General features: G+C 49.0%; 20 protein-coding genes and 1 pseudogene. 11 read left to right on the forward strand and 10 right to left on the reverse strand.

Going from position 1 to position 16744, the window contains the following annotated elements:
- Positions 1 to 35: 35 nt before the first annotated feature.
- Together PsWM33_RS26760 and PsWM33_RS09775 are read right to left on the reverse strand one after the other, a co-directional pair.
- Positions 36 to 188: pseudogene (locus PsWM33_RS26760) on the reverse strand (NIPSNAP family protein); the annotation flags it as partial.
- A gap of 34 nt (positions 189 to 222) precedes the next feature.
- Positions 223 to 780 (reverse strand): hypothetical protein, encoded by a 558-nt coding sequence (locus tag PsWM33_RS09775; RefSeq protein WP_063297755.1) that lies wholly within the window; start codon positions 778 to 780, stop codon positions 223 to 225.
- 538 nt (positions 781 to 1318) lie between these two features.
- Between PsWM33_RS09775 and PsWM33_RS09780 the strand changes: the two genes are divergently transcribed.
- Both PsWM33_RS09780 and PsWM33_RS09785 read left to right on the forward strand, forming a co-directional pair.
- Positions 1319 to 1594, forward strand: coding sequence for a hypothetical protein (locus PsWM33_RS09780; protein ID WP_063286563.1), 276 nt, complete (start codon positions 1319 to 1321; stop codon positions 1592 to 1594).
- Positions 1595 to 2042: 448 nt separating this feature from the next.
- A complete protein-coding gene (locus tag PsWM33_RS09785) occupies positions 2043 to 2831 on the forward strand; it encodes a hypothetical protein (protein ID WP_063286580.1) in 789 nt (262 codons plus the stop codon).
- Between the two features lie 126 nt (positions 2832 to 2957).
- Here the strand turns inward: PsWM33_RS09785 and PsWM33_RS09790 are convergent, their stop codons facing one another.
- The gene (locus PsWM33_RS09790; RefSeq protein ID WP_063300094.1) at positions 2958 to 3986 is read right to left on the reverse strand and encodes an ornithine cyclodeaminase; all 1029 of its coding nucleotides are present in this window, start codon (positions 3984 to 3986) and stop codon (positions 2958 to 2960) included.
- A 35-nt stretch (positions 3987 to 4021) separates the two neighbouring features.
- Positions 4022 to 4948 carry an arginase gene (gene rocF, locus PsWM33_RS09795; protein ID WP_063300095.1) on the reverse strand — a complete coding sequence of 309 codons (927 nt, stop codon included), beginning with the start codon at positions 4946 to 4948 and terminating at the stop codon, positions 4022 to 4024.
- 120 nt (positions 4949 to 5068) lie between these two features.
- Between rocF and PsWM33_RS09800 the strand changes: the two genes are divergently transcribed.
- The gene (locus PsWM33_RS09800) at positions 5069 to 5521 is read left to right on the forward strand and encodes an Lrp/AsnC family transcriptional regulator (RefSeq protein WP_063300096.1); all 453 of its coding nucleotides are present in this window, start codon (positions 5069 to 5071) and stop codon (positions 5519 to 5521) included.
- Between the two features lie 108 nt (positions 5522 to 5629).
- Here PsWM33_RS09800 and PsWM33_RS09805 read toward each other — a convergent pair whose 3' ends face one another.
- Positions 5630 to 6538 carry a LysR family transcriptional regulator gene (locus tag PsWM33_RS09805; RefSeq protein ID WP_063300097.1) on the reverse strand — a complete coding sequence of 303 codons (909 nt, stop codon included), beginning with the start codon at positions 6536 to 6538 and terminating at the stop codon, positions 5630 to 5632.
- A 76-nt stretch (positions 6539 to 6614) separates the two neighbouring features.
- Here PsWM33_RS09805 and PsWM33_RS09810 point away from each other — a divergent pair, with 76 nt between their 5' ends.
- Positions 6615 to 7451 (forward strand): nuclear transport factor 2 family protein, encoded by an 837-nt coding sequence (locus PsWM33_RS09810; protein ID WP_161831209.1) that lies wholly within the window; start codon positions 6615 to 6617, stop codon positions 7449 to 7451.
- A 110-nt stretch (positions 7452 to 7561) separates the two neighbouring features.
- Here the strand turns inward: PsWM33_RS09810 and PsWM33_RS09815 are convergent, their stop codons facing one another.
- Complete coding sequence (locus PsWM33_RS09815; protein ID WP_057461608.1) at positions 7562 to 7804, reverse strand: YgjV family protein; 243 nt, start codon at positions 7802 to 7804, stop codon at positions 7562 to 7564.
- A complete protein-coding gene (gene deoD / locus PsWM33_RS09820) occupies positions 7804 to 8532 on the reverse strand; it encodes a purine-nucleoside phosphorylase (protein WP_082826957.1) in 729 nt (242 codons plus the stop codon). Before deoD ends, PsWM33_RS09815 begins: the two co-directional genes overlap by 1 nt.
- 96 nt (positions 8533 to 8628) lie before the next feature.
- On the opposite strand from deoD, the gene PsWM33_RS09825 reads away from it, so the two are divergent.
- Positions 8629 to 9291, forward strand: coding sequence for a Crp/Fnr family transcriptional regulator (locus PsWM33_RS09825; RefSeq protein ID WP_082826958.1), 663 nt, complete (start codon positions 8629 to 8631; stop codon positions 9289 to 9291).
- Between the two features lie 5 nt (positions 9292 to 9296).
- Here PsWM33_RS09825 and PsWM33_RS09830 read toward each other — a convergent pair whose 3' ends face one another.
- Complete coding sequence (locus PsWM33_RS09830; RefSeq protein ID WP_063300100.1) at positions 9297 to 10997, reverse strand: thiamine pyrophosphate-binding protein; 1701 nt, start codon at positions 10995 to 10997, stop codon at positions 9297 to 9299.
- Between the two features lie 312 nt (positions 10998 to 11309).
- On the opposite strand from PsWM33_RS09830, the gene PsWM33_RS09835 reads away from it, so the two are divergent.
- Positions 11310 to 11981, forward strand: a complete 672-nt coding sequence (locus tag PsWM33_RS09835; protein ID WP_063300101.1) for a helix-turn-helix domain-containing protein — start codon at positions 11310 to 11312, stop codon at positions 11979 to 11981.
- A gap of 9 nt (positions 11982 to 11990) precedes the next feature.
- Here PsWM33_RS09835 and PsWM33_RS09840 read toward each other — a convergent pair whose 3' ends face one another.
- Positions 11991 to 12380 carry a VOC family protein gene (locus PsWM33_RS09840; protein ID WP_063300102.1) on the reverse strand — a complete coding sequence of 130 codons (390 nt, stop codon included), beginning with the start codon at positions 12378 to 12380 and terminating at the stop codon, positions 11991 to 11993.
- A gap of 159 nt (positions 12381 to 12539) precedes the next feature.
- Between PsWM33_RS09840 and PsWM33_RS09845 the strand changes: the two genes are divergently transcribed.
- The 5 genes from PsWM33_RS09845 to PsWM33_RS09865 all read left to right on the forward strand — a co-directional run bounded on the left by PsWM33_RS09845 (position 12540) and on the right by PsWM33_RS09865 (position 14962).
- Complete coding sequence (locus tag PsWM33_RS09845; RefSeq protein WP_063297767.1) at positions 12540 to 12728, forward strand: hypothetical protein; 189 nt, start codon at positions 12540 to 12542, stop codon at positions 12726 to 12728.
- Positions 12729 to 12739: 11 nt separating this feature from the next.
- Positions 12740 to 13198, forward strand: coding sequence for a hypothetical protein (locus tag PsWM33_RS09850; RefSeq protein ID WP_208992008.1), 459 nt, complete (start codon positions 12740 to 12742; stop codon positions 13196 to 13198).
- 118 nt (positions 13199 to 13316) lie between these two features.
- Positions 13317 to 13748 (forward strand): hypothetical protein, encoded by a 432-nt coding sequence (locus PsWM33_RS09855; RefSeq protein ID WP_063300103.1) that lies wholly within the window; start codon positions 13317 to 13319, stop codon positions 13746 to 13748.
- Positions 13749 to 13875: 127 nt separating this feature from the next.
- Positions 13876 to 14337: a pyridoxamine 5'-phosphate oxidase family protein gene (locus PsWM33_RS09860; RefSeq protein WP_063300104.1), complete on the forward strand. Its 462-nt coding sequence runs from the start codon at positions 13876 to 13878 to the stop codon at positions 14335 to 14337.
- A gap of 370 nt (positions 14338 to 14707) precedes the next feature.
- Complete coding sequence (locus tag PsWM33_RS09865; RefSeq protein WP_063300105.1) at positions 14708 to 14962, forward strand: hexameric tyrosine-coordinated heme protein; 255 nt, start codon at positions 14708 to 14710, stop codon at positions 14960 to 14962.
- A gap of 688 nt (positions 14963 to 15650) precedes the next feature.
- Here the strand turns inward: PsWM33_RS09865 and PsWM33_RS09870 are convergent.
- Complete coding sequence (locus tag PsWM33_RS09870) at positions 15651 to 16301, reverse strand: outer membrane protein (RefSeq protein ID WP_063300106.1); 651 nt, start codon at positions 16299 to 16301, stop codon at positions 15651 to 15653.
- Between the last annotated feature and the right edge of the window lie 443 nt (positions 16302 to 16744).

Genomic DNA, 16744 nt, shown 5'->3' on the forward strand with positions numbered 1-16744 from the left:
TAACTATAGGCGTGGACCACTTCAAAGGGGGAAGCTCAATACCGGCGGATGCATTGTGTCTCTTCAGCATAAGCAAAGGCCTTCTGACAGTCTTCGTCTTCCATGCTGTCTTTGCGATACTGCTCATAGGCTGCGAGCGATGGAAATGAGAACAAAGCCAGCGCCAGATCATTTGCGCTTTCGTGAGGCCGTTGGGGCTAAGGGAGCAATCCTGTGCCTTGATCACCCGAAATTGAGTTGTGCGGTTGTGCGGAAGTAATCTCCGATGATGTTTTTGGTAAACCAGCCCCCCTGGTCAGTTGTTACGAATTTTGGGTAGCCGTCCTCGTCCAGTTCATCGGCGCTCATTGCTGAGATGAAACTCATAGCTTCAATGAGCATCTGTTTCCCTTCATGCAATAAGGGCTCTTTGGGCTGGTAGCTCTTGAGGTAGGGTAAGCACGACTCAGCAATGCCTTTGCCTTTGTCCCAAAGGCGGGAGTACGGCCAAAGTTGCTCGTTTAGGATGTCGAGAGACAGGCCATTTAGCAGTGCCAAGCATCCTCGTTCAAAAAGCCAGCAGTAGCGACGAGTTTCGGCATATTCGCGTTCATAGCTCACGGTCAGGTACTTCCAGTACTCGTGCTTTGAATATTCTGGGATGATGTAGACATTCATTGGCTCGTGTAGGTTTTCTTCGAAGTAATGCAAGATGTCTCGCCGCACCTCGTGCATTTCGCGCCACGTCATGGGTACCTTTGTTCCATCAAGATCAATGCGGAAAAGGATTGAATCAGTCATGCATGAGGTCGCTTTGTTCAATTGGAGCTTCGCAATCGCCAGGACTGGATATGATACCGGAGCTAGGTCGACATTAAAAGATTATGCTTTTGAGATTTTGGGATTGGAAGTCCTGATAATAGGTTGTTCAATTATAAGGTCTTGAACGAACGTTGGATTACAAGCCGATGTTTCCGGCGGCTTTAGCATCATTTCAGGATGAAATTTTTTCTATCCCACAATAACAAGTAATCATAGCCGCACGACCCCCTTTAAATTTCAGCGATAATAAGAGGACGCAGTCTTATATCAGAGCGGGTATTCCGGCAAGGTTGCGCCTGAAGTTGTAATTTGCTTCTAACCAGCATTTGGCGCCGTCGCCATGTTGTGCCTCTCACTTTTTGTGGTATCCATGCCGTCGATTTTCGGCATGTCAGAAGCTCAGTAACGCTCATTTTGAAGCAACCAAAATTGGCGCATTCAAGGGCACTGGCTTTGTCGCAAACGTGAAGCGATCAAATCATAAGAAGTGTCACCCAAACAACGAAAGCTCTGCTTTATGAAAATGAAATCTGCGCCCCTCGTGCTGGCCTCAATCGCAATGCTCAGCCTTCTGGGCGCTTGTGGCTCAAGCGAACAAAGTAAGCGCGCCTTTATCTCTTTCAAAGCGTACGGGTCATGCTTGAAAGAGATCAAACCAAATGCACCTCAGGGGTTTCGTGCTGACGCTGGCCGTAGCGAGACATTTGAGTTTGATATCTATCGTCCAAAAGCAAAGTTAAGCTCTCGTGAGACAGCAAAAATGCGGGCTTGCTACAATCAGCGCAACAAGTGAGTGAGGATGCATCCAGAGCCCGCATAGGTAAAGTGGCATGGGTGTAACTTGGTGAGAGCATGAAGAAAGACTGCTTTGGGCTCTCACTCACGATTGTCATGCTTGCCTTTAAACTCTGACTTCAATAACTGGCAGATTTGAGTTGCGGCTTAATTCGGAACTCTCCAACAACGCCAAACTGAACAAATCAGCTTGGGTTGGCTGAAATTGATTCAGTTATTCACGGTTTTAGGCGGGCGTGGTCCAGTTCGCGTTGCCTCTCATAAAGTCAAAACCTTTCAGCTCCTTACTCCATAAAAATGGCCAACAATGACTGCTTCTCATCCCCTATCTGACAGAGTTGTTACTCAGGTGTCATGAGCGCTGTGATGAATAAAACAGGTGCGTTTCTGACTTAGCGTTAGCCTGATCCCATTACAAAAGAAACCAGCAGAATGGGATGGACACTATGACTTCAGTTAGCTTGAGCAATTTTCAGAATATCGCGGTCGATTCAGCGCCTTCTCAAAAGCTGACGGTTGCGGATGGGAATGTGCAAACCCGTCAGGCAAGCACGTCTATTCAGGGTCGTTTTGTCTCCTGGCTTGCTCTGCAGGGCAACCTAGATTCTCAAAAAGCAGCAGATCAGGGAGCGTTCCGGACTGCCCTTCAGGACAAGTATGGCGCAACCCTTGGAACACAAGCGTACGATCAGGCCTGCAACGCCTGCGGTTTCTCAGCTGGCCAAAACCACAGCCTGACATCAAGACAGGTCGTAACCGGTGTTCACTATGCAGACGAAAAATTGAATAGCGATCCGCTCGCCGCGTTAATTTCCGATCACGAAGTAACAGCTGCAAAATATGCAGCGTCGAGTTCTAACGGCGCTATACAAGATGAGGAAACTGCAGCGTTTATTTCGAAAGTCGAAGCAAAAGCAGCAGAGCCGGAAAACCATGACGTGGCCTCTGTGCTTCCGGCAAACTTGCTGACTGGAGATTTCTCTGTCCCGGACATTGAGATCAGGCAGGCAGCCGTGGATACACTTGATGTGATCACCGAGTTCATCGCACAAAAGTACACCCCTGAGATTGCGGAGGTCGTGGAAGGCCGAGTTGTAGAAGCAGGATTGTTTGATGAGCTCCTTGCTGAACAGGTCGATCCAAACAACAGCGTTGAACTGCGCGAGACCATCAGTATCTTCATTGATGCGATCTGGGAAGAAGCAAAGAAAGTTCACATCGAGTCTATCCTGTAAATGATCTGGAAGAGGCTGGGCTTGGCTCTCACTTATGAGCTAAGCAGCAAAAAAAAGAAGCGCCTGCTAGGTGGGCAGGCGCTTACAAACCCCGGGCAAGGGATAGTTTAACGATGACCGCTGCTCTTACTCGGCAGCTTGTTTAACTTCTAAAAGACCAAAGAGGTTGCGCGGATCAGCCGGTTCAGCAATCATCTCAAGGTCTTGAGTTGTTTCGTCCTGCTTCACCAGATCATAGATGTAGCGCAAGCCGGAAAAATCTTCGATGGCAAAACCTACGGAGTCGAACAAGGTGATGTCCCGCTCTGTGGTGCGGCCCTCAGCAGCGCCCGTAATCACTTCCCAAAGCTCAACAACCGGATAGTCGTCATCCAGCTGCTGGATCTCACCTTCAATGCGGGTCTGCTCCGGATACTCAACGAAGATCTTGGAGCGCAGCAAAATGTCCTTGTGCAGCTCGGTCTTGCCGGGGCAGTCACCACCAATGGCATTGATGTGCACGCCAGCTCCAACCATGTTGTCGGTCAAAATGGTGGCCTGCTGCTTATCAGCGGTCACTGTGGTGATGATGTCCGCACCCGTGATCGCTTCTTCAGAGCTGCGGCAGATGGTAATGGTGAAACCCTTCCCGTCAAGGTTCGCCGCACACTTCTCTGTCGCTTCCGCATCCGTATCAAACAGACGCAAGTTGGTAATACCCATCACCGCCTTAAACGCCAGCGCTTGAAATTCAGACTGGGCCCCATTGCCGATGATCGCCATGGTTTTGGAATCCGCTCGCGCCAGATGCTTTGCCGCCATAACAGAGGTCGCAGCAGTACGCAGAGCAGTCAAAACAGTCATCTCGGAGAGGAAGAACGGGTAGCCCGTGTCCACATCAGCAAGCATGCCAAATGCAGTCACAGTCTGCTTACCTTCCTTGGTGTTCTTCGGATGACCATTCACATATTTGAAGCTGTACAGCTCCCCATCGCTGGTCGGCATCAGTTCGATAACGCCAACTTTGGAATGGCTTGCAATACGAGGTGTTTTGTCAAACAGAGACCAGCGGCGGTAATCTTCCTCCACATACTCGGTCATGCCTTTCAAAACAGTCTCGACACCGTGTTTGTTGACCAAGTCCAAAATTTTAGAAACGCTTACGAACTGGACCATATGGGGATACCTATCTTTTATTGTGTTGCTTGCGATCAGGCGCGGTTTGGATGGTCCAGCACCTGCTTGCCAAACAAGCTGGAAACCAGATCCGCCATCAAAGTCGCTGTCCGGCCACGCACATCCAGGAATGGGTTCAGCTCTACCAGATCCACAGAGGTGACCAACCGACTGTCGCAGAGCATCTCCATAATCAAATGCGCTTCACGGAAAGTCGCACCGCCTGGAACAGTCGTGCCCACTGCTGGTGCAATGTCCGGGTCCAGAAAGTCCACATCAAAGCTCAGGTGTAGCCGGCCATTGGCGGCCTTCACACGCTCCAGAAACTCATTGATCGGCTTGACTACACCGTTTTCATCGATCCGGCGCATGTCGTAGGTCTCAATGCCGGTTTTCTGCAGGGCAGCCCGCTCCGCATTGTCGACGGACCGCAAGCCCATCATGCAGATATTCTCTGGCTTGATTGATGTGTTCAGCTCCGGATAATACCCCTCAAAACCGGAGAGACCACAAAAGTAAGCCGCGGGCGTGCCGTGCAGATTGCCGCTGGTCGTTGTGCTGAGATTATGGAAATCAGGATGCGCATCCAGCCAGAGCACAAACTGTTCTTCACCAGCTTCTGCCGCCGCACGGACAATACCGCTGACAGTTCCAGCTGCCATGGAGTGATCCCCACCAAGGAAGACGGGCAGATGACCTTCACGAATTTCCGTTAAAGCGACGTCATGGAGCTTCTCAGTCCAGCTGATTGTCTCACTCAAATGGTGGACAGCGCTGTTGGAATGAACTCGATCCCGACTTGCCTCTGGTAAAATGTTGCCTCGGTCTATAACGGAGTAGCCAAGTGCTTCCAGGGAGTCTTGCAGTCCGGCGGTTCGTAGAGCATCCGGGCCCATCAAGCAGCCCTGAATGTTGGTTCCTGTCTGTACAGGTGCCCCGACGAGCACAACGGTATTCTTCATTCCCACTTCCCGATTAAATCCGATATGGACTATTATCCTTGTGGAAGTGGCGGTAAAAAGCTGTCATTGTGATCAAAATGGTGGTCGCATTGGCCAGATTGGTAAGTAAGGTTACGCACTTTGGATGGTATAGATCAAAAAATCATCGCGACACTACGTAGAAATGCGCGTGCGAGTGTTTCTGATCTAGCCCTTGAGCTGAAGATTTCTCGCTCGACTGTGCGCTCACGTATGGAGCGTTTGAAGTCTGTTGGTGACATTCTCGGCTACACGGTCGTGCTGCGGGGCGATGTCTTTGAACAACCTGTTCGTGGCATTATGATGATCAAGATCGAGGGCAAAGGCACCCAACGCATCGTCGATCACCTCAACAAGATGACCGAGGTCACTGCCTTGCACACAACAAACGGCAAGTGGGATCTGATCATGGAGCTGGGAACCGATACGCTCGTCCACTTCGATGATGTGCTGCGCCGCATCCGTCTGATTGATGGCATTTCAGCCAGCGAGACCAACCTCCTCCTCTCCACCAAACGCACCAACGAAGCCCGCCGCAACGTAATGCTGGATTAGGTTTCACCTACAGCGTATCTCCGAAAAGTGGAAACCGATTTTCGGATAAAGATACGCAAAAACAAAGGCTAAAGCAGTTCCTGTGTTTCAACTCAAATGCGAACTGCTTTAGGCTTTCAAGTTTGCGCCTCTTGTCAGCTTGTCGCTCCAGAAAGAAAGCCTCGGATTAGATAATTGGCTTTCATGCACAAACAGAGCGAGACACATTGGCGGCACAGGCAAAGGGGGGCACGCAGTTGACAGACTGCTAAGGGAGCCGGATTGAAGCATTGCGGGAAGACAGACAATCAGATCTGTACCTTTCAGAAGAACACCCAGACTATCAAAGTCAGAAACGCGTAGCGCGATGTTTCTCTTCAGGCCCTGCTCAGCTAACAGCTGATCAATCCCTGAGCTTCTGATCTCACCATGAGAAACCACCGCATGGTTTGCAGCGCAATATTCTGTTAAAGTTTGAGGCGCAGAACGCACAGAGCTGTCGTAGAAAACAGCCATTTCCATATCGACTAACTTACGTTGAATAATATCTCCACCCTCTTTCAAAAGAGTGGGGAACAACGCCAAGTCAACATTTCGGTTTCGTAGATTTTCGCGAACTTCCAGCCAAGACCCGGTCGAGCGCAGTTCCAGAGTCATGCCGGGTGCGAGTTTCCGAAGTTCATTGAACATCGGCTTGACCAGAAGATCCCGCTCCAATGCATTCGCTGCGATCTTGAGCGTCCCTACATCTTGCTCCGGTAAGTACGAAGCAGGCATGGCGAGAGTGTCGTAATCTCTCAAGATACGGTGTGCAACCGGTAAGATCTGAAGCATCCGTTCTGTTGGCTCAATGCTATTGCCCACACGGATATAGAGTTGATCAGCCAAAGTCTTTCGAGCACGCTCCAGAGAGTAACTTAGCGAGGATTGCGTCATTCCCAGACGAGTAGCAGCGCGGGTTACGGAGCGGGTCTCATTCAACTCCACCAACTGCCGGAGGGTTGAGCCATCTAATGTAAGGTGATCGAAAATCTTCATAACCTGAATCTAATAGGTGTTATCGCTAGAACTCACAAGGCCGTCTATATCTCGACGTTTACATATGGAGCGTCCGATGAAATTTCTATCGAAACTGACAGCAGTCTGTTTGATCTTATTGTCTTCTGCTGGTCTTGCCGGTGAGTTGGAAAAAAACAACAAAGAACTGGTGCTAAATGCTCTGGCAAAAGTGTTCGACGCACAAAAGACTGAGCTGATTGAGACCTATTATCACCCGCAATACATACAGCACAGCCCAGAGGTTAAGGACGGTGTTGACGGTCTGAGCGAAGCGATCACGCAGATGCGGGAAAATGAAATTACCCCTGCGAGAGAAGTCGTGCGCGTTATTGCTCAAGACAATCTTGTTGCGACGCAGTCACGCGTCACAATTGGTGAACACACAATGATTGTTGGAGATTTATTTCGTGTCCAGGACGGGAAAATCATAGAGCATTGGGATGCGAGCCAGGTTGAAACACCGAAATCAAAAACCGCCAACGGCAATTCGATGATTGATGGCGGAGGGAACCCGAATGCAGATGTTTCCGAGGCAGACCTTGCTCGGAATAAAGAAATGGCTACTGATTTCTTTGCTAAAGGCATTGCGGGTGATGTCGCGACCCTCAAAAGTCTTTTTGGTGAAGAGTATATTCAGCATAACCCGCAGGTTCCAAATGGGATTGAGCCAATCCTTGGGTTCTTCAAGAACAGTGACGGTAAACTCAGCAATGTCACCGTGCACCAAGCCGTGTCTGAAGGGGACCTCACATTTGCTCTGGTAGAGTATGCGGACTGGGGGAATGCAGTGATCGAGATTGTTCGGCATGATGATGAGGGAAAGATTGTAGAACACTGGGACATCGTGCAGGAAATTCCGAAAGATTTTTCGCATGAAAACGGTATGTTCTAGGCTTTTAAATGTTTCGGCTGTTGAAGGATGAAATGAAAGAGCCGGAGGCGATGAAACGCTCTCCGGCTTTCAAGTTTACAATTACCTTGGCTTGATGGGAGGCGAGTGCCTTACGCTTCTGCTGGCGTAAGTGCTTGTTGTTGTTGCTTTCTCAGTTTTGCCAAGTGGTAAATGTTGATGAACACGCACATGCCGTTGAGCAAAACAACCGGGTAAGCATCAACTGCGACACCATAAATGGTGAACAGGATGCAACCGACCATATTGATCACACGAAGCCACAGGACGTTGCCCATCAGGAGGGAAGTCATCACAGTAATTGAGGCCAGATAGCCTACAAGTTCCATATTCATTATGCCGCAGCCATTTCTGGTGTTGTTGCATATGCAGTTTCCAGAGCCAGTTCCATCATCTGGTTAAAGCTGGTCTGGCGTTCTTCAGAGGAGGTTTCCTCTGCTGTGATCAGGTGATCGGACACGGTCAGCACGCACAGTGCTTTCACACGGAACTCCGCAGCAATTGCGAACAATGCAGCAGCTTCCATTTCAACAGCGAGAACGCCCATTTTCTGCATTGCTGGTAGCAGTGCAGGGTTGGAACCGTAGAACAGGTCACCAGAAAGGATGTTACCGAAGCGCGGCGACAGACCCAGGCCACCAGCAGCATCAGAACAGGCCTTCAGCAATTCAAAATCAGGGGCAGCAGCATAGTCATAGCCAGCAAAGCGATCACGGATCATTGCGGAGTTGGTGCTGGCGCTTGTCGCGACGATAAGGTCACGAAGCTTCAGCTCTTCATCAACACCGCCACAGCTGCCCACACGAATGATTTGTTTCACGCCGTAAAAGTTGATCAGCTCATGCGCATAGATAGAGATGGATGGCATGCCCATACCATGTGCCATAACTGAGATTGGCTTACCCTTGTATTCACCAGTAAAACCAAGCACATTACGCACGTTTGTTACTTCGCGTACATTTTCCAGATAGGTTTCTGCAATATACTTTGCGCGAAGCGGATCACCCGGCATGAGGACTGTTTCAGCAAAGTCTCCAGTCTGGGCGTTGATATGCGGTGTCATCAGATTCTCCTATGCAGCTTGCAAGGAGAAGGGTAGAAATATCTCCGTTTCAAAAACAGGACAATTGTCCGTATCTCTGAATTAAATAATGCAAAAATGACAATTAAATCGCTCGCAGAAATTGGACATAAGGAAGTATTAGAATGGGTCAAAACTGGTCCGTTTCTTCTACGCCATATGGAGCCCGGAGATTACCTGCTCCGGCAAGGCCAAAACCTTGAACATCTGTACTGGATAGAGGATGGCTTCTGCACGGTTAGCTATACCGCAGCCAATGGGCGACGCTTCAGTCATGGCAGGTTCAATATCGAAGATCGCCTTTACGGTGAGATAGAGTTTCTGACGGGCAAACCTATCCAGTTTGATATCCGCTGCGATGGTCCGGTCAGCGTGCGCGTCATCCCGATTGCAGAGCTGGAAGCCTTGTTGGTGCAACACCCTCACGTGGGCATCTGGCTCAGCCAATGTCTGGCGGATACTTATCAGGGTGTCATGGACCGGGTCACCTCGCACTTCATGTACCCGCTGGCCTACAACATTGCGAAAGACCTGCTCCTCCGTGAACGCGGCAACAAACCGCCAATCCAGTTCGAGCGCGTCTTCCGCGAAGCCGAACGCTTCGGCTGCTCAGAACGCGTCTACCGCCGCGCCGTCAGCCAACTGATCGAAAACGGCTTGGTCGAAAAACGCGGCCGCGAACTCAAAGTCGCCAACCACACCAAACTCGAACGCTATCTGGCTGAAGAAGAAGAGCGGTAAGCCATTCAATGTCGCAGTGCTTCGCTGAATTTGACGTTGAACGAGGCGGAGTCCCAAGGGTCCAGAATGATACGGACAATGTTGACACCTTTGGGCTTATCTAGATTGTCTAGCAGTTCAGCCATGTCTTTTTCGGTACGGACTACGAAACTGTTACAGGTTTGGCCCTCTACACCGCCAAATGCTGAGCCTAACTCCTCGTAGTTCCAGACGGGTGTGTTGTTATAGGAGCGTTCCTTACCAGGATAGATCTGCCGCTCAGCCCCATAACCTTTGTTATCCAGAACAAAGAGAACGCAGTCAGTTTCATATTTGATCAGCGTTGAAAGCTCTTGTGCAGTCATATGGAAGGCACCATCGCCAGTGATCATATAGCACCGTCGTCCTGATGCTTCCTTTGCAAAAATACCTCCGCAAAACAAAGCGAAGCCGGCTCCCAGTGATCCATAGTTTCCGCAACCATGAATATCGACACCAACAGGATACTCTGCCTGAGAGGCATTAATGTACCCGCCTGTATCTCCAAACATGACATCACCAGCTTTGGCATAATTTGCGAACTGAACAAACAGATGGTCGATTGTCAGATTTTTGTCCGTTGGATCAAACCTGTCGCTTCTTTGAAAGCTAAAGCGCCGCGCAGTCTTGGAAATTTCGAGTGTTCCAGCCTGATCATTTTTTGCCTCTTTGAGCAGGGCCGGCAAAAAGTCTCGCAAATAGACTTTATCATAGACATGATTGTTGATGAGGACTTGGTCAAAATCCATCCAGATGCAATCCTGCTCTTCGCCAAGCTTGCTGGTGAAAACACCGGTGTCGAATTCGTTAAGTGTCATGCCCGCGACAAGGGCCAAATCTGCCGTTTCAACAGTCGTCTTTGTCGCGTCGCAGCTCATGGCACCCATATACATGCCTGCCGCATTCGGATGACCTTCAAAAGCGGGAATTTTGCCAACAAATGTTGTCGCGACACTGGCATTGAGGCATTCAACAAGGCTCTTGGTTTCTTCAATCAGCTTCTCTCGCTGTAGTAGATGTCCCATCACAACACTGCGGGTCTGTGAGCTGTTGAGCAAGCCAACTGTATGACACAAGGCAGCTTTCAGGTTCACCTGTGAGGATTGATTGAGCCAAAGATCAAGAGGTTCTGTTGGCTTTTCTACTTCAGCCAGTTGAAGATCGTAAGGAATTTCAAGATAAACAGGCTTTTTCCTTTGCATTGCTGTGCGGATGAGATCATCAATCTCAGCCGAAGCAGTCTCCAGCCGGGTTAATCGATGAGAAGCGGCTGTAATCGGACGAAAAGCCTCCAGACAAGCATCGAAATTAGTATCTATAACGTGGTGCAATTTGCGTGGTGTAGGCGTGGTCAGAACTTCAATTGTCGGGGTGCCTGCAATCACAATCATTGGTGTGCTGTCTGCGAATGATCCACCCACCGCATTGGCAGTGCTAAGCGAACCAACACCGTAAGTCACGGCAACAGCACCAAAGCCAGACATCTTGGAATAACCATCCGCTGCATACGCACCATTAAGTTCATTACAAACTAGAATATGCTCCACGCCATGATCTTGGTCGATCAGCTCATCAAATAAAGGCAGAACATAATCGCCGGGAATCCCAAAGACATGGTTGGCACCAACCTCTTTCAAACGAAGAAAGAGATAGGTAGAAACAGACACTTTCGTTGATTGAGATGACATGGAAACGCTCCTCTTAAGCAGTTTCTTTCATTCTCGCATGAGATCTGAGTAAACCGCCTACTGGCTTGCATTTAGCGATACTGAGCGTTTCCATCCGCTTTAAAAAATTACTGCATTTCAGTCACTGAAATAACTTATTCGGCAATTAACAACAGCACTTCATGCGGTGTATTCATGGTGCCGTTGTGTTCTTCCAAACACCTGGTGATCTCAGCCATGAGCTAACCAATCTTTGCAATTACAATTGAAGGAACACAGGCAGCATACTATGAATGAAGGAAGGCACCACCAAGCAAACAGGGGAGGGATAGTTTGCAGCACAATCACACATGCACGTCTCTGCCTGAAACGCTTGCTCAGGTCTGGCATCATTCGGGCGAACTCGGTGTCTCCGACCCAATCCTGCCGGATGGGTGCAGAGATCTGATCGTCACGGAAGTGGAAGGCAAGCGCCCGTCGTGGCACGTGTCAGAGCTATTCGACGAGCCTCACCAGACAGAACGAATAAATGTTAAGCGCATGACCGGCTTTCGCCTGAAGCCGGGCACGCAGGTGAACGAGCAGGACCTGATCAAAGCGCTGAGCGTGCTGGGCTCCTGGGATGAAACCACCATCTGTAAATTGCTCGCAGACCACACCCGCCTCAACACCAGAGTCTCCGAAGCGCTGGGCTGTATCGCGGAGGAGCAATTGTCCATTGCCGCCTCCGCTGGAGCGTTGGGGGTAACGCTAAAAACCTTGCAGCGTACCTTGGCGCGCAACACTAACCGCTCGCCAGTCTATTGGCGACAGCTCGCCCGTATCCGCAAAGCAGCCCGCCATATTGAGACTGCGGAGAACTGGGCTGACTTTGCCTTGGACAACGGCTTCTCCGATCAGGCCCATATGACCCGCGAGTTTCAGCGCTGGTTCGGCACCTCGCCCATGCAGTTTGCTGCAAACTCCAGATTCAAGCGGCAGGCTCAGTCCATCGCGTTTGGGTGAGCCTCAGCCTCAGGCCGGGGCCGTCACTGGCGAGCAAATCTCAATCAGAAAGCCGTTCATGTCCTTCACGTAGGATGTCGTCTGCCCCCATGGCTCGTCTTTGACCTCCTGCACAAGCTCAGCACCGGCTGCCAATGCTTTTTCAAGGTTGCCAGCCACATCTTCAGTCTGGAATGCAATCTCAAAGCACGGATTGCTCGCATCCGCCTGCGATGGGTTTTTGCCAAGGTTTTTCATCAACTCGAAGGAGGAGAAGGACAGTGTCGTCTCACCAGTTTTCACTTCGCCATAATCCCCTCCCTCAGTGATCAAACCGGCCTCTACATCAAACGCCTTGCAATAAAAGTCGATGGTCTCACGAGGGCTCTCAACGTACAGAATAACGTATTTCAAATGCATGGATTTCCTCCTGTTTTCATGAGGATGACCCTAGTCAGGCACGGTGCCCACGTATTGAAAAAAAACGACACTTTCATCGCCTGCACTCTGATCTATCTTGGATGCAAAGCAGAGGGAATCTGCTAGTCTCCCTCAGGTTCCTGCCAGCGAGGCTGTCTCATGCGCAATTTCCGTAAAGTCCTGTACGTGCTCATCACCTGCTTCATCAGCATCTATGGTGCCTACTTCGCCTACACATCGTTTTATGAAGGCACGCTGTTCAACGTCATCGCTGGCGCGCTGATCTGTACGGTTGGCATCATAGGCCTTTACGGCACATTTAGCAGCAAAACGCAGGATTCAGAGTAAGGGGAGGGATGATGAGCAATCTAGCAGAATACAAGGCAAAATCAGGCCGTTTCGAACCAGTTTGGACAATCGAAATCCAAACGCTGGAGGAGGACACTGACCGAATATTGGATGCCGTCATGCAAGTGCACCCGCTCAGCTTTGGACGCTACCAGCGCAACGCCAGTATTTCGGCAGTTGGCAAGGAAACAGCACAGCCAGAGTCAAACTCAACCACTACAACCCACATTGAGGGCTTTCAGGCTGGCATGACAGAGACCTACCCCATGGTAGAGCTCAAAATCTCTATTGAGCGCGACCCGAAAGTGCTCGAAAAAGTCATGGACGCCATAATCTACGCCCACCACTACGAAGAACCCGTCATCTTCCTTCGTGAAGACTGGGCCAGCCGCGCCGCCTACAACCCCAACAGCACCAACCCAAACCGCTGGTGGAACAACGGCAAAGGCATGCCGGAAAAGATGGAGTGAGGGGCGTGGGGAAGTGCAGATAGCTTGCGTTTACGTTGAAATATGATTTATTTTATCTGGCCTTAACATGTAGTTAGGCTGTTGATTTGATAGTGCGTGTAACGGGAGTAACACCATCATGGAAATGCCAAGATCGGTAAAGTTGTTTGAGCAATTATGCTTAGGTTCATTGTTAATAGGTATTCTATTAGCTGCTCTGCAAATCAATGAAATGAAACTGCAGGCTGCAGAAGGGGTTGCTTTCGCAGTCCAATTCGTAATTACAGCTTTAATTCTCGCAACAGTTGTTCTGCTTACAAGTAGAAAAAGAAGCTCCATTGCGAAATGGATTCTCATCATTTTCTTTTTCGCCGGGCTTGTGTTTTACATCCCTATATTGGCTAACTTGCTTCGAGGAGGTGTGGCGGGTTTAATCGGTTTTTTGCAGACGGCAATGCAAGCTTTCGGAATATACCTGCTCTTCACATCTGATAGCAAAGAATGGTTTGCAAGCAAGCATCATAACCCTCATGGGCACCAGAGCCCGGAGAAGTGCGAAGCAGCAAAGTAGCTTGGGAAGGGAGCCACTTACTGCCTCGTATAGCCTTGATTGCAACCTTATTCAGAGCAGCGGAACGCCGAAACAAGCACTCAATGTGGTCCTCTGTAAGAAACACCAAAATTGGAGGTGTTTGAAAATGAGCAAGTACGAAGATACCATCAAACTTATTGAAACGCGTTGCGGAAACGACAAGGAAGTGATTATTGCCCTCGCGACAATATCCTTATCTGAGAAGGAAGCCGGTAAACCTCGCCCTTCAGCCCGCATGGTTTGCGCCTACTACGAAAATGGCGTGTTTTATGTTTCCACTGATGCAAGAAAAAATAAAACATTACAAATAGAGAAGAACAACGAGGTTTCTGTTTGCGGTATGGAAGGTTTTTCTTTCCAGGGAACAGCTGAGAACCTCGGCTGGGTGAAAGCTGAAAAGAACTCAGAAATTAGAGCAAAGTTCAAAGATATTTTCAAATGGTTTGATCAGGAAGGCGATGAGGAAAATCCCAACTCCATCGTTCTGCGCATAGCCCTTTCAGAGGGTACCATCCTTGATGGTGAGCAGGCCTATGGCATCGATCTGGTCAAGAAGTTCGTCCATTAGAGATTATCGCGTGAAGCAACTGCAATCTGTTTTTTTTGTGTCTGGAGTTGGTTCTCTATACGCAACTTTCGCTTATGGCGGGAGGGCGTTGTATACAATACCTCTTGTGGTGGAACAACGGCAAAGGCATGCCGGAAAAGGTGGAGTGAGGGGCGTAGGGAGATGCAGATAACTTGTGTTGACTAACGTGACACTAGTCGTTTCTTCATTGCTATGCAGATTCTTGTTCCGAAGGAATGTCCGCCAATGCACTACGCCATTAATGGATTGCCAAATCTTCTCTCTGTAAAATGGATTGTGTCCTCATGTAAGAGCAGCTCTTTATCTGATGGATAATAGGTTTTCGTTTCTTACAAAAACGGAGTGAAAAATGAATAAGCTACCAAACGCAGAATTAGTCATGATCCCTGGTGGTACATTGATTACCAAAACACCAGAGGAAGGGCGCCAGCTTGCGATGATGATTGCCCGCCATACCATCCACAACATTCAAAGTGACTTGGATGAATTAAAGCAAGGGCGTTCAGTATACTCAGTTAATCTGGACAGTTTAACTGCGGCAAGCCAAGTCGTCGCTTTAGAGTATCAAGCAATTGCTGCAGCTAATAACTACTGGAGAGGTTAATAAGATACAACTTTGGTAACCCGAAGAGGTTCATAATGAGGCACCCAGCCGACCTAATTCACCAACATTATTAGGAACTGGGTGGCTACGTAACCTCGCTTTACTTTACGCCTTTGTCAGTAAGTTGATTGAGCCCGACCAGAAGCTATAATCTTGAGGTTAGTTTAACCGCCCAATACGAATATTAATGCAAACAATGATGACTAAGCTTCCCCACAGCCCACCAGCGCCACCCCTTCATGGGGTAACCCCGCTTCCCTCATTGATACCCGCAGCAAGACGGTACCTCCTTAAGTTGAGGCATCGACACCTTATTTGCTTAGCGGTCACCGTAGTCGTAATACGCGGTCTTTTTGTGTCTTGAGTTAGGTTGCCAAATGCAAACTCTCGATTGTGGGCGGGGAAGGCGGTGAGTGAAATATTTTTGCCAACATGGCGATCATTAGCAGCAGGCATGAAGAGCTCGCTTCATAATAAGCGGATACTAGCTTGATTTATAATTAAAGTTTGTGGTGTTTTTTAATTTTCAGGCGATAAATACGTTTGGATCAATTTTTTGATACAACGAGCTGCTGCTTCATATTGGATCTTCAATCAAAGACCTCCACCTGTGATGGAGGCTTTTCTTGTTTAGAGCTGAAGGGAGCCTTGCCGCTTCCTTCAGCAGGTTTGCGTTAAGAAATAACCTTTAAAAGTTATAACGTAAACCAACTTGAACGAGGTGTGCCGATAGATGGGTTTTATCGTCGTAGCTATTTACTGGCTGATCCTGGATTGTGAAATCTGCAGAGCGCAAATAGTCGTAGCTTGCGATCATATCTATATTTTCATTTACGCTATAAGAGACGCCGGTTCCCACTTTCAGCAATGCGACCAGGTTCTCTTTGGTTTTGAAACCTAAAGACTTGCCTTCTTCTGTGGTGATGTTTCCAACTTGCGGGGTCAAAACACCACCACCTATACCGGCGAACGCAGAAATTTTGTCGGTGAAATGATAATCGCCATAAACTGACAAAACTCCGTAGGTGCCGGAGACACTCCCGCTCGAACGTTTGTAATCGATAAAATCGCTTGTATCATTCTTTAAGTAGCCGATGTCCGCTTGAAGGCGTAAAAACTCGTTGAAACGATAACCGGCATTTGCTGAGAAGCTGTAGCCATTATCGAAATCAATGGTATATTTTCCGAACTCTGGATGTTTTGTTTTAGCATCGGGAGCAATTGCTAGACCACCGGAAAGCCCTAAGTAGACATTATTGAGTAACTCTTCAGCTTGTGCAGGAAGCGCTACTGCAGAAGTGAGTAGAGTGGCGCAGAGCAGTTTTTTGTATTGTTTCATTTTGACCCGACTTAATTTAGTTATTTTTTGAAGCTTCTTTTAAAGAAAGCCAACATGCGAACGAGTATCGGGAAATATGTTTTGTAGGTGTATCGTTTGACACACTCAGTCTGAGCGTTGACTTGAACGTCTGCCGTTTTCGGGCAGCTTGCCCCAACTCCGCATGAACGGGCGGTACCTATACTTAACTCAGTTGAGTACAGGTGTCTGACAACAGTGTGTTGAAGCCGGTCCCCTCTCTCCTACTCACCAACCCCGCCCCTTTATGGGGTAATTCCATTTCCTCTCATTGACACCCGCAGCAAGACGGCGCATCCTTAAGTTGAGGCGTCGAAACCTTATTTGCTTAGCGGTCACCGCAGCCGTAATACGCGGTCTTTTTGTGTCTGGAGTTGGTTCTCTATACGCAAACTCTCGCTTATGGGCGGGAGGGCGGTGAATAC

Origin of the sequence: Pseudovibrio sp. WM33 (assembly GCF_001623165.1) — a bacterium.
GTDB lineage: Bacteria > Pseudomonadota > Alphaproteobacteria > Rhizobiales > Stappiaceae > Pseudovibrio.